Origin of the sequence: Streptomyces sp. NPDC057623 (assembly GCF_042800355.1) — a bacterium.
Taxonomy (GTDB): Bacteria; Actinomycetota; Actinomycetes; order Streptomycetales; family Streptomycetaceae; genus Streptomyces.
This window is the reverse complement of record NZ_JBHVGZ010000015.1, coordinates 1-25,942: the sequence shown is the minus strand read 5'-3', so window position 1 is coordinate 25,942 and position 25,942 is coordinate 1. Positions and strand designations below refer to the sequence as shown.

Annotated in this window: 21 protein-coding genes and 1 pseudogene; 16 read left to right on the top strand and 6 right to left on the bottom strand. The window is 69.5% G+C overall.

Annotated features, from left to right (window positions below; genetic code table 11):
- The first annotated feature begins 32 nt into the window (after positions 1 to 32).
- The 3 genes from xseA (at position 33) to ACFU95_RS17795 (ending at position 2,342) form a co-directional block, all read left to right on the top strand.
- A complete protein-coding gene (xseA, locus tag ACFU95_RS17805) occupies positions 33 to 1,271 on the top strand; it encodes an exodeoxyribonuclease VII large subunit (protein WP_383828193.1) in 1,239 nt (412 codons plus the stop codon).
- Between the two features lie 64 nt (positions 1,272 to 1,335).
- Positions 1,336 to 1,593, top strand: coding sequence for an exodeoxyribonuclease VII small subunit (locus ACFU95_RS17800; protein WP_383828191.1), 258 nt, complete (start codon positions 1,336 to 1,338; stop codon positions 1,591 to 1,593).
- 158 nt (positions 1,594 to 1,751) lie between these two features.
- On the top strand, positions 1,752 to 2,342 hold the full coding sequence (locus ACFU95_RS17795) for a malonic semialdehyde reductase (RefSeq protein ID WP_383828189.1): 591 nt from the start codon (positions 1,752 to 1,754) through the stop codon (positions 2,340 to 2,342).
- Between the two features lie 67 nt (positions 2,343 to 2,409).
- Here the strand turns inward: ACFU95_RS17795 and ACFU95_RS17790 are convergent, their stop codons facing one another.
- Positions 2,410 to 2,931 (bottom strand): DUF4245 domain-containing protein, encoded by a 522-nt coding sequence (locus ACFU95_RS17790; RefSeq protein WP_383828187.1) that lies wholly within the window; start codon positions 2,929 to 2,931, stop codon positions 2,410 to 2,412.
- A 128-nt stretch (positions 2,932 to 3,059) separates the two neighbouring features.
- Between ACFU95_RS17790 and glpX the strand changes: the two genes are divergently transcribed.
- The gene (gene glpX, locus ACFU95_RS17785; RefSeq protein ID WP_062718430.1) at positions 3,060 to 4,097 is read left to right on the top strand and encodes a class II fructose-bisphosphatase; all 1,038 of its coding nucleotides are present in this window, start codon (positions 3,060 to 3,062) and stop codon (positions 4,095 to 4,097) included.
- Between the two features lie 115 nt (positions 4,098 to 4,212).
- On the opposite strand, the gene ACFU95_RS17780 is transcribed toward glpX, so the two are convergent.
- Positions 4,213 to 4,590: a WhiB family transcriptional regulator gene (locus tag ACFU95_RS17780; RefSeq protein WP_383828184.1), complete on the bottom strand. Its 378-nt coding sequence runs from the start codon at positions 4,588 to 4,590 to the stop codon at positions 4,213 to 4,215.
- 176 nt (positions 4,591 to 4,766) lie between these two features.
- Positions 4,767 to 5,450, bottom strand: a complete 684-nt coding sequence (locus ACFU95_RS17775; protein WP_383828182.1) for a DUF1707 domain-containing protein — start codon at positions 5,448 to 5,450, stop codon at positions 4,767 to 4,769.
- A 170-nt stretch (positions 5,451 to 5,620) separates the two neighbouring features.
- Between ACFU95_RS17775 and ACFU95_RS17770 the strand changes: the two genes are divergently transcribed.
- From ACFU95_RS17770 to ACFU95_RS17755, 4 genes are all read left to right on the top strand, one after another.
- A complete protein-coding gene (locus ACFU95_RS17770) occupies positions 5,621 to 7,288 on the top strand; it encodes a fumarate hydratase (RefSeq protein ID WP_383828180.1) in 1,668 nt (555 codons plus the stop codon).
- A 277-nt stretch (positions 7,289 to 7,565) separates the two neighbouring features.
- On the top strand, positions 7,566 to 8,951 hold the full coding sequence (locus ACFU95_RS17765; protein ID WP_383828178.1) for a class II fumarate hydratase: 1,386 nt from the start codon (positions 7,566 to 7,568) through the stop codon (positions 8,949 to 8,951).
- Between the two features lie 83 nt (positions 8,952 to 9,034).
- Positions 9,035 to 9,730: a DUF402 domain-containing protein gene (locus ACFU95_RS17760; protein WP_383828176.1), complete on the top strand. Its 696-nt coding sequence runs from the start codon at positions 9,035 to 9,037 to the stop codon at positions 9,728 to 9,730.
- 280 nt (positions 9,731 to 10,010) lie between these two features.
- The gene (locus ACFU95_RS17755) at positions 10,011 to 12,149 is read left to right on the top strand and encodes a SpoIIE family protein phosphatase (protein WP_383828174.1); all 2,139 of its coding nucleotides are present in this window, start codon (positions 10,011 to 10,013) and stop codon (positions 12,147 to 12,149) included.
- A 65-nt stretch (positions 12,150 to 12,214) separates the two neighbouring features.
- On the opposite strand, the gene ACFU95_RS17750 is transcribed toward ACFU95_RS17755, so the two are convergent.
- Complete coding sequence (locus ACFU95_RS17750) at positions 12,215 to 14,611, bottom strand: transglycosylase domain-containing protein (RefSeq protein ID WP_383828172.1); 2,397 nt, start codon at positions 14,609 to 14,611, stop codon at positions 12,215 to 12,217.
- A gap of 418 nt (positions 14,612 to 15,029) precedes the next feature.
- Here ACFU95_RS17750 and ACFU95_RS17745 point away from each other — a divergent pair, with 418 nt between their 5' ends.
- The 5 genes from ACFU95_RS17745 (at position 15,030) to ACFU95_RS17725 (ending at position 19,963) form a co-directional block, all read left to right on the top strand.
- The gene (locus ACFU95_RS17745) at positions 15,030 to 15,923 is read left to right on the top strand and encodes an SPFH domain-containing protein (protein ID WP_383828460.1); all 894 of its coding nucleotides are present in this window, start codon (positions 15,030 to 15,032) and stop codon (positions 15,921 to 15,923) included.
- The gene (locus tag ACFU95_RS17740; RefSeq protein WP_383828170.1) at positions 15,920 to 16,174 is read left to right on the top strand and encodes a hypothetical protein; all 255 of its coding nucleotides are present in this window, start codon (positions 15,920 to 15,922) and stop codon (positions 16,172 to 16,174) included. The genes ACFU95_RS17745 and ACFU95_RS17740 overlap by 4 nt, the downstream gene beginning before the upstream one ends.
- A gap of 245 nt (positions 16,175 to 16,419) precedes the next feature.
- Entirely contained in the window at positions 16,420 to 16,944 is a 525-nt protein-coding gene (locus tag ACFU95_RS17735; protein ID WP_062150424.1) for a PadR family transcriptional regulator, read from the top strand.
- Complete coding sequence (locus ACFU95_RS17730) at positions 16,941 to 17,630, top strand: ABC transporter ATP-binding protein (RefSeq protein ID WP_383828168.1); 690 nt, start codon at positions 16,941 to 16,943, stop codon at positions 17,628 to 17,630. The genes ACFU95_RS17735 and ACFU95_RS17730 overlap by 4 nt, the downstream gene beginning before the upstream one ends.
- Positions 17,627 to 19,963: an ABC transporter permease gene (locus ACFU95_RS17725; protein WP_383828166.1), complete on the top strand. Its 2,337-nt coding sequence runs from the start codon at positions 17,627 to 17,629 to the stop codon at positions 19,961 to 19,963. The genes ACFU95_RS17730 and ACFU95_RS17725 overlap by 4 nt, the downstream gene beginning before the upstream one ends.
- A gap of 24 nt (positions 19,964 to 19,987) precedes the next feature.
- On the opposite strand, the gene ACFU95_RS17720 is transcribed toward ACFU95_RS17725, so the two are convergent.
- Complete coding sequence (locus ACFU95_RS17720; RefSeq protein WP_383828164.1) at positions 19,988 to 20,935, bottom strand: LysR substrate-binding domain-containing protein; 948 nt, start codon at positions 20,933 to 20,935, stop codon at positions 19,988 to 19,990.
- 135 nt (positions 20,936 to 21,070) lie between these two features.
- Here ACFU95_RS17720 and ACFU95_RS17715 point away from each other — a divergent pair.
- Positions 21,071 to 21,205, top strand: a pseudogene (locus tag ACFU95_RS17715) (peroxiredoxin); the annotation flags it as partial.
- A gap of 179 nt (positions 21,206 to 21,384) precedes the next feature.
- Complete coding sequence (locus tag ACFU95_RS17710) at positions 21,385 to 22,944, top strand: recombinase family protein (RefSeq protein ID WP_383828162.1); 1,560 nt, start codon at positions 21,385 to 21,387, stop codon at positions 22,942 to 22,944.
- Positions 22,945 to 23,212: 268 nt separating this feature from the next.
- Here the strand turns inward: ACFU95_RS17710 and ACFU95_RS17705 are convergent, their stop codons facing one another.
- Entirely contained in the window at positions 23,213 to 24,625 is a 1,413-nt protein-coding gene (locus tag ACFU95_RS17705) for a replication initiator (protein WP_383828160.1), read from the bottom strand.
- Between the two features lie 234 nt (positions 24,626 to 24,859).
- Between ACFU95_RS17705 and ACFU95_RS17700 the strand changes: the two genes are divergently transcribed.
- Positions 24,860 to 25,657, top strand: a complete 798-nt coding sequence (locus ACFU95_RS17700) for a GntR family transcriptional regulator (RefSeq protein ID WP_383828158.1) — start codon at positions 24,860 to 24,862, stop codon at positions 25,655 to 25,657.
- Positions 25,658 to 25,942: the final 285 nt, after the last annotated feature.

Sequence of the window (25,942 nt, the reverse complement as noted above, 5' to 3'; positions counted from 1 at the left end):
GGGTTGTCGGTGGTGGCCGTTACGCTCGGCGCATGGCTGTGAACACGTCTCCCGAATCGCCCCTGCCCGTCGGCGAGGTGTCGCGGCTCATCGGGGGGTGGATCGACCGGCTCGGGGCGGTGTGGGTCGAGGGGCAGATCACTCAGCTGTCGCGGCGGCCCGGCGCCGGTGTGGTGTTCCTGACGCTGCGGGACCCGTCGTACGACATCTCCGTGAGCGTGACGGCGTATCGGCAGGTGTTCGACGCTGTCGCCGACGTGGTGAGCGAGGGCGCCCGCGTGGTCGTTCTCGCCAAGCCCGAGTGGTACGCCCCTCGCGGCCAGCTCTCCCTGCGCGCCACCGAGATAAAGCCGGTCGGCGTCGGCGAGCTCCTCGCCCGGCTGGAGATGCTGAAGAAGTCCCTCGCCGCCGAGGGGCTCTTCGCCCCGGAGCGGAAGAAGCCGCTCCCGTTCCTTCCGCAGCTCATCGGCCTGGTCTGCGGCCGGGCCTCCGCCGCCGAGCGGGACGTCCTGGAGAACGCCCGCCACCGCTGGCCCGCCGTCCGCTTCGAGGTCCGCAATGTTCCCGTGCAGGGCGTGCACGCCGTACCGCAGGTCGTGCAGGCGGTGAAGGAGCTCGACGAGATCGACGCCGTGGACGTGATCATCGTCGCCCGCGGGGGCGGGAGCGTCGAGGATCTGCTGCCCTTCTCCGACGAACAGCTCGTCCGGGCCGTCGCCTCGTGCCGTACGCCGGTCGTGTCCGCCATCGGGCACGAGCCCGACAACCCCCTCCTCGACCACGTCGCCGACCTGCGCGCCTCCACACCCACCGACGCCGCCAAGAAGGTCGTACCGGACGTGGGCGAGGAGTACGAGCGGGTGCGGATGCTGCGTGACCGGGCCCGGCGGTGCGTCGAGGGGCTCGTCGATCGCGAGGAGCGGGGGCTCGCGCACGCCCTCGCGCGGCCCTCGATAGAGGATCCGCATCGCATGATCGACGAGCGCGCCGACCACGTGGCCTCGCTCCTCGACCGCGGCCGCCGCTGCCTCGGCCACCACCTCGACCGCGCGCAGTCGGAACTGACGCACACGCACGCACGCGTGGTGGCCCTCTCCCCCGCGGCGACCCTGAAGCGGGGGTATGCGGTGCTACAGCGGGCCGACGGGCATGTGGTCCGCGACCCGGACGAGGTGACGGCGGACGAGGCGCTGCGGGCGCGGGTCGCCGAGGGCGAGTTCTCCGTACGGGTCGACGCACGAGGTGACACGGCGGGTGGGACGGGCGAGTGACTCGGCAGGCAACTGCGCAGGTGACGCTGCTGATGACGCAAGAAGCGATGCATAGGGTGGGCGAATGACCAGCAAGGTGGAAGAGGCGCTCGGGTACGAGCAGGCCCGGGACGAGCTGATCGAGGTCGTACGGCGGCTGGAGGCGGGCGGTACGACGCTGGAGGAGTCTCTCGCGCTCTGGGAGCGGGGTGAGGAGCTGGCGAAGGTGTGCCGGCGCTGGCTGGACGGGGCGCGGGCGCGGCTGGACGCGGCCCTTGCCGAGGAGGCCGAGGCGGAGCGGGAAGACGGCCAGGACGGCGGGGACCGCGGGGACGGTTCATAACGCTCGCACCGACGCGTTCGCCCCATCTCCGTGTTGTGAAGCGGGTCACCACACCCGGCTCTTTGTTGAACCTTGAACTTGTCTCGCGTACCGTCGAACACGCAAACCGGTCCCCGGTCCGTTTACGCGGACGACGCACATCCCGAGAAGGTTCACGCATGTCTCTCGTTCTTGACCCCGCCGCCCAGGACCTGCTGTTCCGCGAGGCTCGCACCGCGAACTCCTTCACCGACGAGCCGGTGACCGAGGAGCAGGTCCAGGCGATCTACGACCTGGTCAAGTACGGCCCCACCGCCTTCAACCAGACCCCGCTGCGTATCACCCTGGTCCGCTCGGCCGAGGCCCGTGAGCGTCTGGTGCAGCACATGGCCGAGGGCAACCAGCCCAAGACCGCCGCCGCCCCGCTGGTCGCGATCCTCTCCGCGGACAACGAGTTCCACGAGGAGCTGCCGGCCCTGTTCCCGGCGTTCCCGCAGGCCAAGGACCTCTTCTTCAGCGAGCGCGCGGCCCGCGAGAACGCCGCAGGGCTGAACGCCGCCCTTCAGGCCGCGTACTTCATCGTCGGCGTCCGCGCCGCCGGGCTGGCCGCCGGCCCGATGACCGGCTTCGACTTCGAGGGCGTCCGCAAGGAGTTCCTGGACGACGACCACACCCCGCTGATGGTCGTCAACATCGGCAAGCCCGGCGCCGACGCCTGGTACCCGCGCTCCCCGCGCCTGGAGTACGACCAGGTCATCACGACGGTCTGAACCGACCGCGGACGACCGTCCGCACATGACGAGGGCCCCCGGCGCGCAGCCGGGGGCCCTCGTCACGTCACTCCGACTTCAGCGCCTTCGCCATCCGCGTCAGCTGCTCGAACGACCCCGTGCCCGCCACCACCGTGGTCGCACCCTTGTCCTGGTGCACGAGCGCGTCGTAGCGGCCGCCCGTGTACCGCGTCCACGTCCGGTCGCCGATCTCCTCGGTGACCTCGGTCGCCCGGCTGCCCTGGGTGGCCCCCTCCAGGAACGTCGCAGGCTTCTCGGTCGACTGCTCGACCTGGACGTAGTCCCCGCCCGAGAGGTGGAAGCCGAGATGCCAGGCGTCGGACTCGTCGCCCTTGAAGCGGACGGACGTCGCCTTCCAGCTGTCGGGCAGCCCCTGCGGCGCGACCACCGGGTAGGACGCCGCGCGGCGGGCCGTGAGCAGCTCGACGCGGTAGTCGACCCGCGGGAGGTCGGGCGCACCGTCCTCATGGGGCACGAAGATGTAGATGACTCCTGCCGCGAGCACGGTCACTCCCAGGGAGAGGACCATGTTGCGGACCGACTTCTGCTTGCCGTTCGTACCTGCCACGCCCTCTATCGTCGCAGGTGCCCTGGCCTGCTCATCCGTGGGGCCCCCTGCTCATTCTGGCTGCCCGGGGATAGAGTCAGGGCCGTCACCCTCATCCGGCCGTCGTCGTATCAGAAAGGTGCGCTCCGATGACCGAGAATCATCATCATTTGCCGTCCGAGCTCGAAGTACCCAGCGAAGCCCCCGACCGCAACCTCGCCCTGGAACTGGTCCGTGTGACCGAGGCAGCGGCGATGGCCGCCGGCCGCTGGGTCGGGCGCGGCGACAAGAACGGCGCCGACGGTGCCGCGGTGCGCGCCATGCGGACCCTCGTCCACACCGTGTCGATGAACGGCGTCGTCGTCATCGGTGAGGGCGAGAAGGACGAAGCGCCGATGCTCTTCAACGGGGAGCGGGTCGGCGACGGAACCGGGGCCGAGGTCGACATCGCCGTCGACCCGATCGACGGGACCACGCTGACCGCGAAGGGCATGCCCAACGCGATCTCCGTGCTCGCCGCGGCGGACCGGGGGTCCATGTTCGACCCGTCCGCCGTCTTCTACATGGACAAGCTGGTCACCGGCCCCGAGGCCGCCGACTTCGTCGACATCGACGCGCCCGTGTCCGTGAACATCCGCCGGGTCGCCAAGGCCAAGCGGTCCACGCCCGAGGACGTCACCGTCGTCATCCTGGACCGGCCCCGCCACGAGGGCATCATCAAGGAGATCCGGGACGCCGGAGCGCGCATCAAGCTGATCTCCGACGGCGATGTCGCGGGATCGATCTACGCGCTGCGCGAGGGCACCGGCGTCGACATGCTGCTCGGCATCGGCGGTACGCCGGAGGGCATCATCTCGGCCTGTGCGGTGAAGTGCCTGGGCGGCACGATCCAGGGCAAGCTGTGGCCGAAGGACGACGAGGAGCGGCAGCGGGCCATCGACGCGGGGCACGACCTCGACCGGGTGCTGCTGACGGACGACCTGGTCGCCGGGGACAACGTGTTCTTCGTCGCCACGGGGATCACCGACGGTGAGCTGCTGCGCGGCGTGCGGTACCGGTCGGAGAACGCGACGACCGACTCCATCGTGATGCGGTCGAAGTCGGGCACGGTGCGCAGGATCGACTCCGAGCACCGGTTGAGCAAACTGCGGGCCTACAGCGCGATCGACTTCGACAGGGCGAAGTGAGTTCTCGACAGGACGAAGCCGCGAAGTGCGCTTGCGAGTAGCGAGTAGCGACTGAAGGAAATGCGCAGCGAATTGGGCGCCCCCGGTGCGGAGGGGGCGCCCAATTCGCTGCTTCTCAGCCTGCTTGCGCTATGGGGTTCGCCGTCCTGGTCGCCTTCTTCAGCTCCATTTCGCGGCGTCGGCGCCTCGCCAGGACCACTCGGCGTTCTGCCGCGGTGAGGCCGCCCCAGACGCCGTAGGGCTCGGGCTGGAGAAGGGCGTGTTCGCGGCACTCGACCATGACCGGGCAGCGTGCGCAGACCCGCTTGGCCGCCTCCTCACGGGAGAGGCGTGCCGCGGTGGGCTCCTTGGAGGGGGCGAAGAACAGGCCGGCCTCATCACGCCGGCACACGGCCTCTGTATGCCATGGTGCGTCTTGATCCCTGTCTCGCACTGGCACCCGCTGGGCCGGAACGGCAGCTACCTGCACGGACGAATGCGGCGGTTGCAGCACGGGTCTACTCCTGACGACGGCTTCGCGAGCGAGAGACGATGCAGCAAGGTCTACCCGCCGTACGCGCGCCTATGCAGTCAGTTCCCAACCGCTGGTTTTCGGGGGGTCGCGCACACTGCCGCGCGGCCCCGGATTCGCCTCGGAACCGGGCCGGGGACCGGTCCGATTCGCAACCGTCAACGATCCAGATGCTTGCGCAAACTCTTGTCGACCTTGCGCTGCACGCGGTCGAGAATGTCGGCGACGACCTTCCCCCGCTTCGGCCTGCCCTCGATATTGCCGAGCACGGCCCAGCCGTCGACATGGACGACCGGAGCCTCGTGGTCCTCCGCGTCGAGGTGGTCCACCTCGAAGTTGCCGAGCACGCCGCCGCCGGTGCCACGCAGCGAGACGTTCTCCGGGACACGGACCTCGACGTTGCCGAAGACCGAGATCGCCCGGATCACGACGTGCTGGTACTCGAAGAGCGCCTCGGTGAGGTCTATCTCCACGCTGCCGAAGATCGCGTACGCGTGGATGCGGCGGCCCGCGCGCCAGCGGCCCTTGCGGACGGCGCTGCTGAAGACCGCGATCACGTTCTCGTCGGGCTCGGTCGGTATCGCGCCGGCGACGGGCCGGTCGGGGGCGGGGAGGTGGGGCGCGCGGCGCACGTGGGCGGCGGGCAGGTCCCGGATGAAGACATCCAGTTCGCAGACCCGCTTGGCCGCCAGGACGCCCTCCACGCGCTCGGCGTGCTCGTCGGCGGTGAGGCGGCCCTCGGCCAGGGCGTCGCGCAGGATGTCGGCGATCCGGTCGCGGTCGGCGTCGGAGGCACGGAGCTCGGTGGCGGCAGCGGGTGCGGTCTGCTTCTGAAGGTCCACGACAGCAGCGTACCGAAACACGATAGATCGCGATAGCCCCCGTTCGGGTCGCGCGCCGGGCACGGAACTGAGCCTTACCTCACAAGCTCGCCGTCAGTGGCAGGTTCTACGCTGGTGGACGCTGCCGATGGAGGCCAGCCGCGCTGTCTGTTTAGTGAGGAATGGGCGACATGCCTGAGTTCGCGTACACCGATCTGCTCCCCACGGGAGAGGACACCACCCCGTACCGGCTGGTGACCGCCGAGGGTGTCTCCACCTTCGAGGCCGACGGGCGGACGTTCCTCAAGGTGGAGCCCGAGGCGCTGCGCAAGCTGGCCGAGGAGGCCATCCACGACATCCAGCACTACCTGCGCCCCGCCCACCTGGCGCAGCTGCGCCGGATCATCGACGACCCCGAGGCGTCGGGCAACGACAAGTTCGTCGCGCTGGACCTGCTGAAGAACGCGAACATCGCGGCGGCGGGCGTCCTGCCGATGTGCCAGGACACCGGTACGGCGATCGTGATGGGCAAGCGCGGGCAGAACGTGCTGACCGAGGGCGGCGACGAAGAGGCCCTGTCGCGCGGCATCTACGACGCGTACCTCAACCTCAACCTGCGCTACTCGCAGATGGCTCCGCTCACCATGTGGGAGGAGAAGAACACCGGGTCGAACCTGCCGGCCCAGATCGAGCTGTACGCCACCGACGGCGGCGCCTACAAGTTCCTCTTCATGGCCAAGGGCGGCGGCTCCGCCAACAAGTCCTTCCTCTACCAGGAGACCAAGGCCGTCCTGAACGAGGCCTCCATGATGAAGTTCCTGGAGGAGAAGATCCGTTCGCTGGGTACGGCTGCCTGCCCGCCGTACCACCTGGCGATCGTGGTCGGCGGTACGTCCGCCGAGTACGCGCTGAAGACCGCCAAGTACGCCTCCGCGCACTACCTGGACGAGATCCCGGCCGAGGGCTCGCCGCTCGGGCACGGGTTCCGGGACAAGGAGCTGGAGGAGAAGGTCTTCGAGCTGACGCAGCAGATCGGGATCGGGGCGCAGTTCGGCGGCAAGTACTTCTGCCACGACGTGCGGGTGGTGCGGCTGCCGCGGCACGGTGCCTCGTGCCCCGTCGCCATCGCCGTGTCCTGCTCGGCCGACCGTCAGGCCGTCGCGAAGATCACCGCCGAGGGCGTCTTCCTGGAGCAGCTGGAGACGGACCCGGCGCGGTTCCTGCCGGAGACGACGGACGAGCACCTCGACGAGTCCTCCGACGTCGTCCGCATCGACCTCAACCAGCCGATGGACTCGATCCTCGCCGAGCTCACCAAGTACCCGGTGAAGACCCGGCTTTCGCTCACCGGTCCGCTGGTCGTGGCCCGTGACATCGCGCACGCCAAGATCAAGGAGCGGCTTGACGCCGGCGAGGAGATGCCGCAGTACCTGAAGGACCACCCGGTGTACTACGCCGGGCCCGCGAAGACGCCCGAGGGGTACGCCTCGGGTTCCTTCGGGCCGACGACGGCCGGGCGCATGGACAGCTACGTCGAGCAGTTCCAGGCGGCGGGCGGTTCGAAGGTGATGCTGGCGAAGGGGAACCGGAGCAAGCAGGTCACGGACGCGTGCGGGGCGCACGGCGGGTTCTACCTGGGCTCGATCGGTGGGCCTGCGGCCCGGCTCGCCCAGGACTGCATCAAGAAGGTCGAGGTCGTCGAGTACGAGGAGCTCGGCATGGAGGCCGTCTGGAAGATCGAGGTCGAGGACTTCCCGGCGTTCATCGTGGTCGACGACAAGGGCAACGACTTCTTCCAGGACCCGGCGCCGGCGCCGACGTTCACGTCGATTCCGGTGCGGGGGCCTGGGCTGGTGTAGCCCCTGCGGTGCGGCGGGGCCGGTCTCTCGCCCCCGCCGCCCCTACCCGTCCCGTCCCTGGGGGCTGCGCCCCCAGACCCCCGCTGTCGGCCCTACGGGCCTCGTCCTCAAACGCCGGACGGGCTGAAGTACTCAGCCCCTCCGGCGTTTGAGGAGCGGGGTCTGGGGCGGAGCCCCAGAAGGATGGGACGGGTAGGGGCGGCGGGGGCGAGGAACTCCTGCGACCCGCATGGCCCAACCCCGGAACATCCCCGGCCGCCCGATCGCTATAGCCGGTATGAGCGACTACCGCATCGAGCACGACTCCATGGGCGAGGTCCGCGTCCCGGCGGACGCCAAGTGGCGGGCGCAGACGCAGCGTGCCGTCGAGAACTTCCCCATCTCCGGCCAGCGCATCGAGCGCGCCCACATCGAGGCGCTCGCGCGGATCAAGGGCGCCGCCGCGAAGGTGAACGCGCGGCTCGGGGTGCTCGACAAGGACATCGCCGAGGCGGTCCAGGAGGCGGCCGGCGAGGTGGCCGAGGGCCGGTGGGACGAGCACTTCCCCATCGACGTGTTCCAGACCGGGTCCGGGACCTCGTCGAACATGAACGCCAACGAGGTCATCGCCACCCTCGCGACCGAGCGGCTCGGGCGGGACGTCCACCCCAACGACCATGTGAACGCCTCGCAGTCCTCCAACGACGTCTTCCCCTCCTCCATCCACATCGCCGCCACCGCCGCCGTCACCCGTGACCTGGTGCCGGCGCTGGAGCATCTCGCCGGCTCCCTGGAACGGAAGGCCGAGGAGTTCGCCGACGTCGTGAAGTCGGGGCGGACCCACCTCATGGACGCCACTCCGGTGACGCTGGGGCAGGAGTTCGGCGGGTACGCGGCTCAGGTGCGCTACGGCGTCGAGCGGCTCCACGCCTCCCTGCCCCGCCTCGCCGAACTCCCCCTCGGCGGTACGGCCGTGGGGACGGGCATCAACACACCCCCCGGGTTCTCCGCCGCCGTCATCGAGGAGGTGGCCCGCGCCACCGGGCTGCCCCTCACCGAGGCCCGCGACCACTTCGAGGCGCAGGGTGCCCGGGACGGGATCGTGGAGACCAGCGGACAGCTGCGGACCATCGCGGTCGGACTGACGAAGATCTCGAACGACCTGCGGTGGATGTCGTCCGGGCCGCGTACCGGACTCGCGGAGATCAGCCTCCCCGACCTCCAGCCGGGGTCCTCGATCATGCCCGGCAAGGTCAATCCGGTCATCCCGGAGGCCGTCCTCATGGTCGCCGCGCAGGTCGTCGGCAACGACGCCACCGTGGCCACCGCCGGCGCCGCCGGCAACTTCGAGCTGAACGTCATGCTGCCGGTCATCGCGAAGAACGTCCTGGAATCCGTCCGGTTGCTCGCCAACGCCTCCCGGCTGCTGGCCGACCGCACCGTCGACGGCATCGTCGCCCATCGCGAACGGGCCCTGGAGTACGCCGAGTCGTCGCCCTCCGTGGTCACGCCGCTCAACAAGTACATCGGGTACGAGGAGGCCGCCAAGGTCGCCAAGAAGGCCCTGGCAGAGCGGAGGACCATCCGCCAAGTCGTACTGGAGGGCGGATATGTGGAGCGTGGTGACCTCACGACCGAGCAGTTGGACGAGGCCCTCGATGTCCTGCGGATGACACGGCCGTAACGAGTCGTCGCGGGATCCTCCCGGCGCGGTGAACCATGACGCTTGCCGCAGCGTCGTATGCCTGTGGCACCTAATATCTGTACATGGCAGACGGTGGAGCGGTGACGGCGGAAGCGGAAGCGGGCGGCTCGACGGGATTCTGGGCCCCCGGGACACAGATCCTGTGGCGGTACCGGGAGAACGCCGGCCGTCGCTTCCATATCGCGCGTCCCGTCACCGTCGTACGCGACGACCACGAGATCCTCGCCGTATGGCTCGCTCCGGGGACGGAATGTGTGAAGCCCGTGCTCGCCGACGGGACGTCCGTGCACGGGGAGCCGCTGGAGACGCGGTACACCAAGCCGCGAACCGTCCAGCGCGACCGGTGGTTCGGGACCGGGGTGCTCAAGCTCGCGCGGCCCGGTGAGCCGTGGTCGGTGTGGCTGTTCTGGGAGCCCGGGTGGCAGTTCAAGAACTGGTACGTGAACCTTGAGGAACCGCTGGCCCGTTGGGCGGGCGGGGTGGACTCCGAGGATCATTTTCTCGACATCTCCGTCCACCCGGACCGGAGTTGGGACTGGCGCGACGAGGACGAGTTCGCGCAGGCCCAGCGGGACGGGCTGGTGGACGACCGGCTCGCCGCGCGGGTGCGGGAGGCGGGGCAGAACGCGGTGGAGGTGATCCGCGCCTGGGGGCCGCCGTTCGCCGACGGCTGGCAGCACTGGCGCCCGGATCCCGCCTGGGCTGTACCTTCTTTGCCTGAGGACTGGGATCGCACGCCCGCGCACATGTCCTCATGAGACCCTTGATGCGCCCCCGGGCAACAAACGTAGGATCGTCCTCCGCAAGGGCGCGCATCGGCAGCAACTCCCGGAGTGCGCGCCGGGCTTGACCGATCGTCACCGAGGGGCGGCAGGACGTGAGCGAGGGTTACCAGGGCAACGCCGACAGGGGCAGACGGTCCACCGGCTGCGCAGGAACTGCCTCTGGTCACGCGGGAATTCCGTTCCTGGGGCACGTATTCCGGGTATCGGAGTTTCGGCGGGACGAACTGCGCGCGCGGCGTGCAGCCCCGGACGGATGGATTCGAAAGGCGTGACGGAGCAGCCGACCTCCTTCGAACGCCCCGAGACGGGCGTCGACCCCGCGGACCCCCGCGGGGCGCTTGTGCGTACCTCGACACCGCCGACGACGCACTCCGCGCCGCCCCACACCCCCGGCGGCGACGCCTTCGGGGGCGCCGCGCTCCCCGCGCAGGCGCGCACCGGAGAGACCCCCTCCACGCCGGGCACCACAGAACCGTCCGGCCCGAGCAAGGAGCCCTCAGACATCGCCGGCAACGGCCCCGAGCACTCACAGCCCTCCGTCGCCGCCGAGCCGGACTCGCACCGGCCGCGGCCCGTTCCGGAGGCCATCCCGCCGCAGCCAGGCGCCGAGCCGCCGCAGTCCTCCGCCGAACGGCGCTCCGGGCAGGGGCTGCCGCCCGGGCGGCCCACTCCGATGCGGCGGGACGGGGACCGGCTGCGCTTCGTGGGCGCGGCCACCCGGCGGATCGCCCGCGGTATCGACCTGGACGAGATCGTGATGGGGCTGTGCCGGGCGACCGTGCCGACCTTCTCCGACGCGATCCTCGTCTATCTGCGCGACCCGCTGCCGGTCGGCGACGAGCGGCCCACGGGGCCCGTCGTGCTGCGGTTGCGCCGCACCGACCGCATCCCCGAGGAACGGGACACCGAGGGCGGCTTCCTGCCCGCGCAGGCGCAGCCGGAGCCGAACGAGCTGGCCGAACTGTCCACCGTCACCGCCGAACTGTGCGAGGTACGGCCCGGCGGCGCGCTCGCCGAGGTGCTGCGCGGCGTACGACCCGTCTTCGCGGACGCGCCCGCCGCCCGCGCCGCCCTGCCCGAACTCCTGGGCGAGGAAGGCGAGTTGATCATCCCGGACGGGCAGCGCGCGATCCTCGCCCCGCTGCGCGGCCGGCGCCGGGTCATCGGCGCCGCGGTCTTCCTGCGCCGCCCCGACCGCCTGGCCTTCGACCCCGACGACCTCCTGGTCGCCGCCCAGCTCGCCACGCACAGCGCGCTCGGCATCGACAAGGCGGTGCTGTACGGCCGTGAGGCGTACATCGCCGACGAGCTGCAGCGCACCATGCTGCCGGAGACGCTGCCCCGCCCGACCGGCGTGCGGCTGGCGTCCCGCTACCTCCCGGCGGCCGAGACGGCCCGGGTGGGCGGCGACTGGTACGACGCCATCCCGCTGCCGGGCAGCCGCGTGGCGCTGGTCGTCGGTGACGTCATGGGCCACTCCATGACCTCGGCCGCGATCATGGGCCAGCTGCGCACGACGGCCCAGACCCTCGCCGGACTCGACCTGCCCCCGCAGGAGGTCCTGCACCATCTCGACGAGCAGGCCCAGCGCCTGGGCACCGATCGCATGGCGACCTGCCTGTACGCCGTCTACGACCCGGTCTCGCACCGCATCACCATCGCCAACGCCGGCCATCCGCCGCCCGTCCTGCTGCACCTGGGCGGTCGTGCGGAGGTACTGCGGGTTCCGGCGGGCGCGCCGATCGGCGTCGGTGGCGTCGACTTCGAGGCCGTGGAGCTGGACGCGCCGGCCGGAGCGACCCTGCTCCTCTACACGGACGGTCTGGTCGAGTCGCGCCTGCGTGACGTGTGGACCGGCATAGAGCAGCTGCGCGAGAAGCTCGCCGCCGTCGCCCAGCTCACCGGGCCGGACCATCCGCCGCCGCTGGAGGCCCTGTGCGACGAGGTCCTCGACATGCTCGGGCCGGGTGACCGGGACGACGACATCGCGCTGCTCGCCGCCCGCTTCGACGGGATCGCGCCGAGCGACGTGGCGTACTGGTTCCTGGAGCCGGAGGACGCGGCGCCGGGGCGTGCGCGGCGGCTGGCGCGGCGTGCGCTGGCCCGTTGGGGCCTGGAGGAGCTCACCGACTCCGTCGAGCTGTTGGTCAGTGAGGTCGTGACCAACGCGGTGCGCTATGCCACGCGGCCGGTGACGTTGCGGTTGCTGCGGACCGATGTGCTGCGGTGCGAGGTCGGGGACGATGTGCCCCAGTTGCCGCGGCTGCGGCAGGCTCGCGCCACGGATGAGGGTGGGCGCGGCCTGTACCTCGTGAACCGGCTGGCCCGGCGGTGGGGGGCGACTCGGTTGAGTACCGGGAAAGTCGTCTGGTTCGAGCTGAATCGCGGCTGATCGCGCCCACGCGGCGGAGCCGTACGTCGACACAGCCCCGCGCCCCTTCGGGCGCGGGGCACGCCCTACTGCTCGTTACCGGGTCTGCCCGGGTCCAAGGTGATCGGGTCCGTCGGCTCGTCCGTCGGGGCCGTCGGGGCCGGCTCGGTCGTCGGCTCCTCCGTCGGCGGCTCGGTCGTCGGCTCCTCCGTCGGCTCCTGGGTCGTCGGCGTCTCCGTCGGCTTCTGGGTCGTCGGCTCCTCCGTCGGTTCCTGGGTCGTCGGCTCCTGCGTCGGAGTCGGCGTCCAGGTGGGCTGGACGGCCGCGCCCTGGTCGGTGTTCAGGTCGAACCTGGCGTCCCCGTCCGTCACGCCGAACATGTAGGCCGCCCAGATCTGTGCCGGGAAGCCACCGCCGTTGACGCGCTCCTCACCGCCCGCGCCGTACATCTTGGTCTGGGCGTGGGTCTTGGCGTCCTCACCGAACAGGCCCACCGAGGTGACCAGGTCGGGCGTGTAGCCGGTGAACCAGGCCGACTTGTTGTCGTCGGACGTACCGGTCTTGCCGGCGACCTTCTGGCCGGCGCGCTTGGGATTGTTCGCCACCGACCGCTGCGCCGTACCGTCGTCGACCACGCCGGTCAGCACCGAGGTCACCGAGTCGGCGGCCTCCCGGCTGATGACCTGCTCGCCGACCGGGTCCGGGATGTCGACCGCACGAGTGTTGTGCTCGGCCGCCTTGAGGATGCTCGGGGTGACCTTCTTGCCGTGGTTGTCGAGGGTCGCGTACACCCCGGCCATCTGCAGCGGGCTCGCGCCCATGGTGCCGAGCGTCTGAGCGGGCACCGCCTGCTCCTTGGAGGTGTCCATGCCGAGCTTGCCGGCCACGTCCATGACGTACTTCATGCCGACGTCGACGCCCATCTGCGCGAAGACGGAGTTGACCGACTTGTTCATCGCCGTCTGCACGGTGATGGGCCCGTAGTCCTGGTCGTCCTCGTTCTCGGGGGCGAAGCCGACCTTGTTGCCGTTGCTGTCCACGACCGGCCGCTTGCTGGTGCCGTCGTAGATCGTGTTCGCGGTGATCGGCTTGCCGGACCGGGTCCGGGCGCTCTCCTCCAGGGCGGCGGCCAGGATCACCGGCTTGAAGGTCGACGCGGGCTGGTAGTCGGTGCGCGTCGCGTTGCTCGTGTAGTGCTTGAAGTAGTCCACACCGCCGTACAGCGCGACGACCTTGCCCGTCTCGGGGTCGACGGAGACGGCGCCGGCCTGGACGTCCGCGTCGACCGGCCGCTTCTTCTTGTCCAGCTTGCTGGTGAGCTGCGCCTTGACGGCCTTCTCCAGCTGCGCCTGCTTCTTCTTGTCGACGTTCAGGGTGATGGTCCAGCCCTGGTCGACGACGGCAGCCTCGGCCTGGGAGCGGGTGAGGCCCTGCTGCTGCATCAGCTGGTCCTCCAGCTGACGGTTGGCGAGATCGATCAGATAGCCCTTCTGGCCCTCGCGGCCGGCGGTGGGCTTGGGCTCCTTCGGCTTCGGGAAGGTCATGTCCTGGCGCTCGGACTTGGCGAGCCAGCCCTCCTCGACCATGTTGTCCAGGACGTAGTTCCAGCGGGCCGTGACCAGCTTCTTGCCGGTGGCGGACGCGACCTCCCAGTCGTACTGGCTCGGAGCCTGGAGCAACGCGGCGAGGTACGCGCCCTGTTCGACGCTGAGCTTCTCCGCGTCGACGCGGTAGTAGGCCTGGGCGGCGGCCTGGATGCCGTAGGCGTTACGGCCGTAGTAGCTGGTGTTGATGTAGCCGGCGAGGATCTCGTCCTTCGACATCTGGCGGTCGACCTTCAGGGAGATGACGATCTCCCTGAGCTTGCGGCTGACCGTCTGCTCCTGGCTGAGGTAGTAGTTCTTGACGTACTGCTGGGTGATCGTCGAGCCGCCCTGTGCGCCCTTGCCCATCAGCGTGTTGAACACACCGCGGGCCGTGCCCTTCAGGTCGATGCCGTTGTCGTTGTAGAACGACTTGTTCTCGGCGGCGACAAAGGTGTTCCGGACCGCCTTCGGCACCTTGGACAGGTCCACGATCTCGCGGTTGACCTCGCCGTCGCGGGCCAGGGTCGAGCCGTCGCTGTACTTGTAGATGTTGCTCTGGCGCTGGGCGGCCTGGGCGGCGGCGTTGTCCGTGGGGACGTCCACGTACACGTACAGCGCGATGAAGGCCCCGATGGCGAGCAGGCATGCGCCGAGAAACGTGCCGAGGATCTTCTTCCAGGTGAAGAGCCGGCGTATTCGGCCCTTGCCGTCGCCGCCTCTGCCCTCGGACCTGGCCGCCCGGCGGGCCGCGGCCCGGCCTCCCACGGCGTCCGACGGTGTCCCGATGACGGTGGTCGACGGGTCTCCCCCGGCGACCGACGGCGACCCGGACGAACGCCGGGGCGCCGCGCGGCGGCCACCGCGCTGCCGCGCTCGTCTGTCTTCCGCTCGTCCCATGGGTCCGTTCCGCTCCGCTTCGCTCTTGTGTGCGCTACCGCCACACAGGTTCGCCGCTCAGGTCAGCTCAGAAAGCTAACACCGGAAGTTATGACAAAGCCCTGTCGATCCGGGCTTTTACGGACGTGACAATCAGCACCCGTCCCACCGGAACCGACGGCTGAGGCATGTGTAGGGTTGCCCGGACAGGGTAAAGTGTTATCACTTAGCTAGACCCGAGCTAGCGGAGACAGGGCGAAGCCCCCCGCGGCTCCATGAAGGAAACGAAGGAAACGGGGGACCATCAGTGTCGAAGGACCAGAGGGACCAGAGGGACCAGAGGGACCAGCAGGGCCTGAAGGACCAGCAGGACCCGACCGACGCCATATCCCGCACCGCCGCCGGGCCCGCCGCGTCGGACTCACCCGACGTGCCCCAGATGCCGGCACCGCGCGTACGCGAGTTCACCGCGCACAGCATCGGCGGCGGGCTCGCCCTGCTGCTCGGCCTCGTCGGGCTGCTGGTCGGCGCGGGGCTGATCGTCACCGCCTCGACGGTCTCCGGGGCCGGCGGCCAGGCCACGCTGATCATCACCGGCATCCTGGTCGCCATGGCCGCGGTCCTGGCCATGTGCGGGCTGAACATGGTCGCGCCGGGCGAGGCGCGGGTCGTCCAGCTCTTCGGGCGGTACCGGGGCACGATCCGGGAGGACGGGCTGCGCTGGGTGAACCCCTTCACGTCCCGCACGAAGATCTCGACCCGGGTGCGCAACCACGAGACGGCCGTCCTCAAGGTCAACGACGCCTACGGCAACCCGATCGAGCTCGCCGCGGTCGTGGTGTGGAGGGTGGAGGACACCGCGCAGGCCACGTTCGAGGTGGACGACTTCCTGGAGTTCGTCTCCACCCAGACCGAGGCGGCCGTACGGCACATCGCCATCGAGTACCCCTACGACGCCCATGACGAGGCCGGCCTCTCCCTGCGCGGCAACGCCGAGGAGATCACCGAGAAGCTCGCCCTCGAACTGCACGCGCGCGTCGAGGCGGCCGGGGTGCAGATCATCGAGTCGCGCTTCACGCATCTCGCGTACGCTCCCGAGATCGCCTCCGCCATGCTCCAGCGGCAGCAGGCCGGGGCGGTCGTCGCGGCCAGGCGGCAGATCGTCGACGGGGCGGTGGGCATGGTCGAGGCGGCGCTCGCGCGGATCTCCGAGCAGGGCATCGTGGAGCTGGACGAGGAACGGAAGGCGGCGATGGTGTCGAACCTGATGGTGGTGCTCTGCGGTGACAGGTCCCCGCAGCCGGTCCTCAACACCGGGACGCTCTACCAGTGACGGCTCCCTCCGGGGGTTCAGCCCCTCAGGGTCGGCCGCAGCGCAAGCAGGTGCTGCTGCGGCTCGACCCGTCGGTGTACGAGGCGCTCGCGCGGTGGGCGGGCGACGAGCTGCGCTCGGCCAACGCGCAGATCGAGTTCCTGCTGCGGAAGGCTTTGGCCGACGCCGGCCGGCTTCCGAGGGATACGGGGCCGCTTCCCCGTCGGGGCCGTCCTCCCGGCGGCTCCGCCCCCGGACCCCCGTCGGCCTGAACGGCCTCGCCCTCGAACGCCGGACGGGATGGGACGGGCTGAGCCGGCCCCATCCCCGCGCACCGGCCCGGGGGAACGGGGCCGCGCCCGCCGCATCCTCACGGCGGCCCACCTGGACGAGTCGCGCGGTCGCCGTGTAGCAGAACCGTGACAATGGCCCCCCACCTGCCCCGACACACCCACCGCCATGATCTCCACACTCGGCGTATACATGCGGCGTATACACCACGTGTAGAGTCGTGTTCATGTCCATCGGTCACACCCTTCTAGGGCTCCTGGAATCGGGCCCCCGCCACGGCTACGACCTGAAGCGGGCCTTCGACGAGAAGTTCGGTCACGACCGGCCGCTGCACTACGGCCAGGTCTACTCGACGATGTCCCGACTGTTGAAGAACGGGCTCGTCGAGGTCGACGGGATCGAGCCCGGCGGCGGGCCCGAGCGGAAGCGGTACGCGATCACCGACGCCGGGATCACCGACGTGCAGCGGTGGCTCGCGACGCCCGAGAAGCCGGAGCCGTACCTCCAGTCGACCCTCTACACCAAGGTCGTCCTCGCGCTGCTCACCCGGCGCGACGCCGCCGACATCCTCGACACCCAGCGCGCCGAGCACCTGCGCATGATGCGGATCCTCACCGACCGCAAGCGGAAGGGGGACCTGGCCGACCAGCTCATCTGCGACCACGCCCTCTTCCACCTCGAGGCCGACCTGCGCTGGCTGGAACTCACCGCCGCGCGCCTGGACAAGCTGGCCGAGGTGGTCGCCAAGTGACTCCTCCGCCCGGTTCCCTGCTCGCGGCCCAGGAGCTGCGCAAGGCCTACGGTCCGACCCTCGCGCTCGACGGGGCCGAGTTCTCCATACATCCCGGTGAGGTCGTCGCCGTCATGGGGCCGTCCGGCTCCGGCAAGTCGACGTTGCTGCACTGCCTCGCCGGGATCGTGCCGCCGGACTCGGGGTCCATCACCTACAACGGGGGCGAGCTGGCCACCATGAGCGACGCCCAGCGCAGTGCGCTCAGACGCTCCGAGTTCGGGTTCGTCTTCCAGTTCGGGCAGCTGGTGCCGGAGTTGACGTGCGTCGAGAACGTCGCCCTCCCCCTGCGGCTCAACGGGACCTCCCGCAAGGAGGCCGAGAAGGCCGCCCTGACCTGGATGGAGCGGCTGGAGGTCGACGACCTGCGCAAGAAGCGGCCCGGCGAGGTCTCCGGCGGTCAGGGGCAGCGCGTCGCCGTCGCCCGTGCGCTGGTGACCAACCCGCGGGTGCTCTTCGCCGACGAGCCGACCGGCGCGCTCGACTCCCTCAACGGCGAGCGCGTGATGGAACTGCTGACGGAGGCCGCCCGGTCGACCAACGCCGCCGTCGTCCTCGTCACGCACGAGGCGCGGGTGGCCGCCTACTCCGACCGCGAGATCGTCGTACGGGACGGCAAGTCCCGGGACATGGAGCGCGTCGTATGAACGTCGGTCAGTGGGCCAAGGATCTGGCCATGGGGGTGCGGTTCGCCTTCGCCGGCGGACGTGAGGGCTGGGTCCGGGCCCTGCTGACGGCCGTCGGGGTCGGGCTCGGGGTGGCGCTGCTGCTGCTGACGACCGCCGTCCCGAACATGCAGACGGTCCGGCACGACCGGGAGAGCGCCCGCGCCGACATCGACTACAGCTACACGGACCTGAAGAAGTCGGACCGTACCCTGGTCGTCGCGGACGTCGACACGGACTTCCACGAAAAGGACATCCGCGGCCGGGCGCTGGAGCCCGAGGGAGCGCGGGCCCCGCTGCCGCCGGGTCTTGCGGAGTTCCCGGCGGTGGGCGAGATGGTCGTCTCCCCCGCGCTGAAGACGCTGCTGGAGTCGGACGACGCGAAGCTGCTGCGCGAGCGGCTGCCCGAGCGGATCGTCGGGACCATCGGGGAGAGCGGGCTCATCGGCTCGCACGAACTCGCCTTCTTCCGGGGCGGCGACGGCCTCGCTCCGCACATCGACGGCGCCCGGGTCGCCCGTATCGACCGGTTCGGGGACACGAGCCCGGGCGAGGCACAGACCGACCCCGTGCTGCTCCTGCTCGTCCTGGTCGTCTTCGTGGCGCTGCTGATGCCGGTCGCCGTCTTCATCGCCGCGGCCGTGCGCTTCGGCGGCGAGCGGCGCGACCGCCGGCTGGCGGCGCTGCGGCTGGTCGGCTCCGACAGCCGGATGACCCGGCGGATCGCGGCCGGCGAGGCTCTGGCGGGCGCCGTGCTCGGACTGGTCTTCGGTACGGTCTTCTTCCTGATCGGCCGCCAGATCGCGGGCTCGGTCGAGGTGTTCGGCGTCAGCGTGTTCCCGAGCTATCTCAACCCCTCCCCCGTGCTGGCCCTGCTGGTCGGCCTCGCCGTTCCGGCAGCCGCCGTTCTGGTCACGCTGTTCGCGATGCGCGGGGTGGTGATCGAGCCGCTCGGCGTGGTGCGTACGGCGAAGCCCGCGCGGCGCCGGCTGTGGTGGCGGCTGCTGCTGCCGCTGGGCGGCCTCGCGATGCTCTGGCCGATGGTCGGCCAGGGCAGCGACAATGGCACCTTCAACGAGTTCCTGGTGACCGGCGGCGTGCTCCTGCTGCTCATCGGCGTGACCACGCTGCTGCCCTGGGTCGTCGAGGCGGTCGTCGCCCGGCTCGGCTCGGGCGGTGTCGCCTGGCAACTCGCCGTTCGCAGGCTCCAGTTGAGCAGCGGTACGGCGGCCCGCATGGTGAACGGCGTCGCGGTGGCGGTCGCCGGGGCGATCGCGCTTCAGATGCTGTTCGCCGGGGTGGAGAGCGACTACACGAAGCGGTCCCAGTACGACACCGAGCGGGCGCAGATGCAGGTGGCCCTGTCCCGCAACGCCCCGCTCGACCCGGCGGTCGCGGAGTTCCGGGACACCGAGGGCGTCGAGCAGGTCTACGCGTACGGCGAGGGCTACCTGGGCGAGCGGCGCAAGGACCCGGAGATGGGTGCCGAGATGACCGTCGGCGACTGCGCGTCGCTGCGTCAGGCGGCCGTGCTGCCCTCGTGCCGGGACGGCGACATCTTCTACGTGACGAGCGCCGAGTACGACGAGGACACCCGGAAGCTGGCGAAGCAGCCGGGCCGGACCGTCTATCTGGACCCGTCGTACGACGGCGGCCCGCGGCGGGAGGAGGTCGCCTGGACCGTGCCGAAGGACCTGAAGGCCGCGCGGCCGCAGCAGGACTTCATGGGCCGGCAGCGGGGCGGCTTCCTGCTCACCCCGAAGGCGCTGCCCGCGGCGGCCGCGCCGGCGCTACGGGGGCAGGTGTATCTCAGGCTCGACCGCTCCGTGCCGGACGTGGACGACCTCGTACGGAACGCGGCGACGGCCGCCGACCCGCTGTCCTACCCCATGACCTGGTACTCCACCCGGACGTCCGACCGCTACAGCACCATCCGCACCGGCCTGTTCGTCGGCGCCGTCTGCGTCATGATGCTGATCGGCGCGAGCCTGCTGGTCTCCCAGCTGGAGCAGCTGCGCGACCGCAAGAAGCTGCTGTCGTCGCTGGTCGCCTTCGGTACCCGGCGCCGCACCCTGAGCCTCTCGGTGCTGTGGCAGACGGCGATCCCGATCACCCTGGGCCTGCTGCTGTCCTCGGTGGTGGGGCTGACCCTGGGCGCGGTCCTCCTCCGTATGACGGACACCCCGGTCATCGTGGACTGGCCGAGCATGCTCTCCATGACAGGCGTCGCCGCCGGCGTCGTCCTCGGGGTGACACTCCTCAGCCTGCCCCCGCTGCTGCGCCTGATGCGGCCGGACGGTCTGCGCACGGAGTAGTCCCGGTACGCGAGCGGGGCCGGCTCACGCGTCCGCGTTCAGCACCCTGACCGGCAGCGGGCGCAGGGCCTCGCGGAGGGCGCAGGCCAGTTCCTCGTACTCCGCGCCGCGCGCCGCTCCCGTCCGCATGGCGAGGGCGACGCGGCGGGTGGGGGCCGGGTCCGCGAAGCGGCCGGTGAGGAGCCGGCTGCTGCGGCTGGTCTCGACCTTGAGGGCGGTCCGCGGCAGCAGCGTCACCCCCAGCCCGCCGGCGACGAGTTGCACCAGCGTGGACAGCCCGGCGGCCGTCGTGGTCACCGGAACGTCGTCGCGACCGGCCTCCCGGCAGATGTCGAGGGCCTGGTCGCGCAGGCAGTGCCCCTCGTCGAGCAGCAGCAGGTTCAGCTCGCGCAGCACCTCCCGCGCAATGCCCTCGCGGCCGCCGAGCCCGTGGTCGAGCGGGGTGACGAGCACGAAGTCCTCGTCGAAGAGCGGGAGTTCGGCGACACCGGGCACGCCGAGGGGAACCGCGAGCAGCAGCAGGTCCAGGCGGCCGGTGGTGAGGCCGTCGACCAGGCTCGCGGTCTGCTCCTCGTGCACCTGGAGGTCGAGGTGCGGATACCGGTCGTGGACAAGGCGCAGCACGGTGGGCAGGAGGTACGGCGCCACCGTGGGGATCACGCCGAGGCGCAACGCTCCCGTGAACGGGGCCCGGACGGCCTCCGCCTCCTCCATCAGCGCCCCCACCTCCGCCAGAACGGCCTTTGCCCGTACGGCCAGCCGCTCGCCGGCCGGCGACAGCAGCACCTTGCGCGTCGTGCGCTCCAGGAGTGTCACTCCCAGTGACTCCTCCAGGGCCGAGACGGCACCGGACAGGGCGGGCTGGCTCATGCCGATCGCGGCAGCGGCGTCCCGGAAGTGGAGATGCTCGGCGACAGCCGCGAAGGCACGCAGCTGGGCGAGGCTGGGCTGCCGCCTCTTACTCACGGTCACTGATAGATCCTTCCGATCAACCGGACAGAGTGTAGCTATTTCCCGTATCAATGCACCCTGTGCCAGGATCCGTAAGGTCCAACCCAAAGGGAGACACCTGACCGAACAGGTGTCTCTCCGCTGCAAGGAGAGCGTGTGCTCACTGTCGGTGACAAGTTCCCCGAGTTCGAACTGACCGCCTGCGTCTCGCTGGAGAAGGGCGCGGAGTTCGAGACGATCCACCACAAGACCTACGAGGGCAAGTGGAAGATCGTCTTTGCCTGGCCGAAGGCAAGCTAAAAACACTTTGAGGCGTCCGAACCTCTGTGTGACTCTTGTCTTCCGGGAGGCTGCTTGTAGGCCGCTGACCAGCATGGACAACTGCGTCAGCGCGCAGCGAGCAGACAGGGGAACATCACGTGGTAGTGCTGCGACACATCGCCCACTCGGACACGTGCATACCGCTAGGCATGTACCGCCGCGTCTCGTTCGACAAGGCCCTGAAGGGCGTTGAGTCGACGTGGCGAGAGGTTGCGGAGCAGGTCAAGGAGCAAGAGGAAGCGATCCGCTTCCTTGCGGAGCATGACCCCGAGCTCACACGTCGGGGTGCCGTCATCGTGCGCGACTACTGCGACAACGACACGCCCGCATCGGATCCGTTCATCGTTCGCGAGGACTTCGAGGCCCTACTCAGGGACCTTGAAGCCGGGGTGATCCGAGGCGTCCTCTTCCTTCACTCAGACCGGTTGGCCCGTCTCGTCTACGACGCGGCCCGCATCTGCCGTGTCTTCGAGATGAACCCCGACTACATCGGGCGATCGGTGGAGGGCAGCGTTGATCTCTCCACCGTCGAAGGACGCGGCATGTTCGTCATGCAGGCCACCATGGGAAACATGGAGATCGGCAACATCAAGCGCCGAACCAGGCGGACGAACCGGCGTATTGCCAACAAGGGGGCGATGCATGGTGCACCGCGCCCCTTCGGCTGGAACGAGGACCGGAAGACGCTTCACCCCGACGAGCACCCGCTCTTGGTCGAGGCAATCAGGGCCGTTCCCGGCGGCCGCAAAGTGGGGACCTTCAGGAAGCAACTCGTTGAGTTCGGACGGAAGCCCAGGAAGACGAAGCGGTCAGGCGAGGGGCGACGCGAGGTCCAGCACGGAACCGCTGAAGCGATACTCACCAACCCTCGCAACGCTGGCTTTCGCATGTACGCCCCGCAGGACGAACGCCGGGCGTCAGGGCGGCTATGGCTCCCTGACACCATCGTCAGGGACTCTAAGGGGAACCCGATCATGGGTGACTGGAAAGCTGTATGCACCCCTGACGAGTACTGGGCTTGCGTCAACGAGATCAAGCGACGCAAAGACGCTCGCCGTGAAGGCTCAAAGGGGGAGCCCCACGACACGACGGCCAAGTACTTCCTGTCAGGAATCGCGCGGTGCGGTAAGTGCCTTAGTCCGATGTGGTCCAACCCCTACAAGCGTGGAACGTCGTCATACGAGAAATACGGCTTCCGGTACGCCTGCCTCACCGTCCAAGGCGGTTGCGGCGGTGTAACGCGTGTGGGTCCGCCGGTTGACGATCTCGTAGAGAGTGCGTTCCTCCTGGGCACGCGTCAAGGGCTCGGTGAAGCCATCGAGAAGGCCGCCGACGAGATCGACGAGACGATTCATGATGCGCGACTCGACGAAATTGCGGCCGAGATGGAGGATGTGAGGAACCGCCGCAAGGAAAAAAGAATCTCGATGTCCGAATCCTTGGACGCCATCGAGGAGTTGGAGCAGGAGCGTACCGAACTGCTGGGGAAGCGCGGAAATCTGGCACTTCTGAAGAAGCGCAAGAAGCTGCTGTCTGCGGATGCGCTTGCGGGCTGGGAGGATCTCAAGATGGAGGAGAAACGCGCCCGGCTCACTCAGAGCATCCGATCCGTGATTATCCATCCGGTCGGACGAGGCAAACGGTTCGATCCCGAGTTCATCGAGATCGTGTGGCACGAGGAATCAGAGGAAGAAAAGACCAACGCCTAAGACGAGAAGAGCCCTCCCCGAAAAGGGAGGGCTCTTCTCATTTGGTTACCGGCTTCAGTCCCCACGCCTTCATCACGCGTGCGCGCCAAGCCTCACTGCGCTCCGGCATCTTGGCAAGTTCGCGAGCCAACCATTCCTCTTTCGTCAAGGCCCCCTCCCCCAGTCCAAGACCTTGGAACACCAGCTCACTCCTGGCAGGCAGTCCACCTGGAAGAACCCGGAAGCCTCCGTTGCTCCTCGGCAGGAATGAGAGAAGCCCGAATTTTTCTCACGGAGCATATTTCCATCCCTCGGCGATCATGCCCCGCCTGATCTCACGTAGGTCTGCCGCGTCTTCGGCGATGCCGATGGCGAAGTCGGCTTCTGCGGGGGTGTAGCCGGAGCCGGCGAAGCGCCAGGCGGATTCCGTGACTGTGTCCTCTCCGGGTGCCGGGCCGCCGCGTCGGTGGTCGGCGCGGTCGGCGCGCAGTGCGCCGTAGGTGGTGGAGTAGCGGCGGGATTTGGTGAGGATGTGGCCTCGGTAGCCGAGGCTGTGAGCCCATCTGCGGAGCCGGAGGTGTTCCAGTTCGGGCAGGCCGCCCAGGCGCCAGCAGGTGGCCATCAGTGCCCGTATGTGGGTGGTGACGACGGCCGCGTGGATGTCGGCCGGGCTGGTGATGCGGTAGTCGAGTCCGGCGCCGGTTTCGGCGGCTCCTTTGGTGACGTACTTGGCCACGTATCCGGCGACCGCTGAACCTGACGGCACGTCACTACCGGGTTGCGGGTGGATGGGGTGCGCGTCGAACTGGCCGCCCCAGCCGAGCCGTTCGGTGCCGTAGGCGCCGGAGTCGGGGACCGTGACGGAGGTCGACACGGCCGCGTGGGTGACGGCGTCGATCAGCAGGTCTTCGCTCGCCCAGGGGGCGGGTTCCGATCCGGGGCCGTCCGGTCCGTCGAGGCGTACCACGGCGTGGAAGTGGATCGCCGCCCGCTTCTGGTACTCGGCGACCTTGGCGAAGGACACGACCAGGTGCTCACCGAGCTTGGAGCGCGGGACGCCCCCGGCGGAAGCGAGGTAGCGGCGTACGGCGGTGGTGAACAGGTTCCACAGCCGCCCTGCGTGCGCGTGCCACAGCACGTGGCCTACGTAGTCGTAGCAGTCCGCGCACAATGGCAGCCCGATCAGGCGGTCGTCCTCGCCATGGACACGGCCGCAGCCAAGGGGCCGTCCGTGTTCGCACACCGGGTCATCGCGGCGCGGACGGCAGTACTGGCCGTCGACGGCGCGGTGCACCGGGCCGAACGAGGGAGCGGTCAGGGTGACGAACAGGCGGGGATGCCCGCTCACGGCACCGGGCACGCCCTTGCCGCCGGACAGGCCCGCACGCACGAGGTGATAGGTGTCTCCTGCGTGCAGGTATGAGCAGGTCGGGCAGACCGAGGCCCGCCGATTGCCGCAGCGCACAGCCAGCCGCTCACCGGGCTCATCGGCGGTCGAGTAGGACGAGACCACCTCACCCGTTACGACGTCGAGGGTAAGCGTGGAGCCGGACAGGTAGACGGGGTGGGCGCACCCGCCGATGGCTTTTATCTGCGCCAGCCAGCGCGAGAACTTCGGGTCGTTGACGAGGCGGGTGAGGTCATGGTTGGCATCGGAGAGCAGCCACTTCGAAGTGGTCACCTCGTGCAAGGCGTGGGACACAGGACACCTCCAGAACGCGAGCCCATCCGCTTATCCGGATGAGTTTGAGCCGTCATCGTCGCCATCGGCGAGAGTCCAGTCAACCGCTTATCCGGATAAGTGGTCGTGGAAAAGCCCTTGGTCCGGGCAACCACTTATCCTCATGAGTGTGGTGGTCCATGCCACGCGCCACCGGCAACTGGCCCAGCCGAAGCCACCAGCACACCGACCGGCGACCCGAGAAGGACACCAGCCATGGCAGCCCGAGAGCACATCGAACGCGCTCCGTCCATGTACTTGCAGGTGGCTCAGCGGATGGCCACCGACATCAGGCGGGGCCGCTACCGGCCCGGCGATTTCCTGCCGTCCGAGGCGGAGATGGTGACCATGTACGGGGTCGGCAAGCACACCGCGCGATCCGCCGTCGCCGAACTGCGTCAGATGGGACTGGTCGAGTCCATGCAGGGCAAGGGAAGCAGGGTGCTGCCCTCAGGCGGAGTCCTGCCCGGCACCCGTGTGGACCGCTCCATCCACCGCACCACCAAGGGCAGCTGGAGCCTGCCGCAGACCACCGCGACCGAGGCGCCCGCCATCACCCGGACCACACTCGACGGACCCCCGGCACTCCTGCTCGGGCTCCAGGACCAGGACGCCATCAGCGTGGACCGCGTGATCCACGACCCAGCGACCGGTGCCCGCACGGCCCACCGCGTCCTCATCCCGATGGCCACCGCAGCCGACGTGCCCACACTCGCCCAGCAGCCTGACGCCGAGATCAGCGACCTCTACCAGCAGCTTGCCGACGCTGGACTCAGCCTGTCGTTCACCGAGCACGTCACCGCGCGCACCCCCTACCCCGACGAGCGCACCGCACTTGGAATCGGCGACGCCAGCCCGCTTCTGATCACCTACCGCGTGACCGCCGACGCCGAGCGGGAACGCCCGCTGTTGTGTGAGGAGCTGAAGGCCCCCGCCGCCACCTGCCAGCTCACCTATCCCGTGACGCCGACGAAAACAGATCCCAAACGCGCCACCCGCCGACGATCCGCGTAGGCGTAACGAAGACTCGCCGCCCGTCTCCGGTGATCTCAGCGGCGCCCGTCGAGGCATCCGGATTTCCCGGCGGGTACAAAGCACTTGGAGCGAGCGGCAGGGTTGAGTGCGCATCGGCGTCGGATGCGGTGATCTGGTGTTGCCGGGCAGCCGGTTGCGTCGCGGAGCCGTGCGCTCACCGGGGTGCGGGTGAGCTTGTTCCGCTTTGACGGACACCATCCGTGTGGTGGTCAGGCTGCGAGTGCGGTCTCGTATTCGGCGGGACTGCGGTAGCCGAGGCTGCTG

Bases quoted from the DNA above. Each gene is read 5' to 3' on its own strand.
- xseA (WP_383828193.1), top strand. From the start codon at position 33: ATGGCTGTGAACACGTCTCCCGAATCGCCCCTGCCCGTCGGCGAGGTG.
- ACFU95_RS17800 (WP_383828191.1), top strand. From the start codon at position 1,336: ATGACCAGCAAGGTGGAAGAGGCGCTCGGGTACGAGCAGGCCCGGGAC.
- ACFU95_RS17795 (WP_383828189.1), top strand. From the start codon at position 1,752: ATGTCTCTCGTTCTTGACCCCGCCGCCCAGGACCTGCTGTTCCGCGAG.
- glpX (WP_062718430.1), top strand. From the start codon at position 3,060: ATGACCGAGAATCATCATCATTTGCCGTCCGAGCTCGAAGTACCCAGC.
- ACFU95_RS17770 (WP_383828180.1), top strand. From the start codon at position 5,621: ATGCCTGAGTTCGCGTACACCGATCTGCTCCCCACGGGAGAGGACACC.
- ACFU95_RS17765 (WP_383828178.1), top strand. From the start codon at position 7,566: ATGAGCGACTACCGCATCGAGCACGACTCCATGGGCGAGGTCCGCGTC.
- ACFU95_RS17760 (WP_383828176.1), top strand. From the start codon at position 9,035: ATGGCAGACGGTGGAGCGGTGACGGCGGAAGCGGAAGCGGGCGGCTCG.
- ACFU95_RS17755 (WP_383828174.1), top strand. From the start codon at position 10,011: ATGGATTCGAAAGGCGTGACGGAGCAGCCGACCTCCTTCGAACGCCCC.
- ACFU95_RS17750 (WP_383828172.1), bottom strand. From the start codon at position 14,611: ATGGGACGAGCGGAAGACAGACGAGCGCGGCAGCGCGGTGGCCGCCGC.
- ACFU95_RS17745 (WP_383828460.1), top strand. From the start codon at position 15,030: ATGCCGGCACCGCGCGTACGCGAGTTCACCGCGCACAGCATCGGCGGC.
- ACFU95_RS17735 (WP_062150424.1), top strand. From the start codon at position 16,420: ATGTCCATCGGTCACACCCTTCTAGGGCTCCTGGAATCGGGCCCCCGC.
- ACFU95_RS17725 (WP_383828166.1), top strand. From the start codon at position 17,627: ATGAACGTCGGTCAGTGGGCCAAGGATCTGGCCATGGGGGTGCGGTTC.
- ACFU95_RS17710 (WP_383828162.1), top strand. From the start codon at position 21,385: ATGTACCGCCGCGTCTCGTTCGACAAGGCCCTGAAGGGCGTTGAGTCG.
- ACFU95_RS17700 (WP_383828158.1), top strand. From the start codon at position 24,860: ATGGCAGCCCGAGAGCACATCGAACGCGCTCCGTCCATGTACTTGCAG.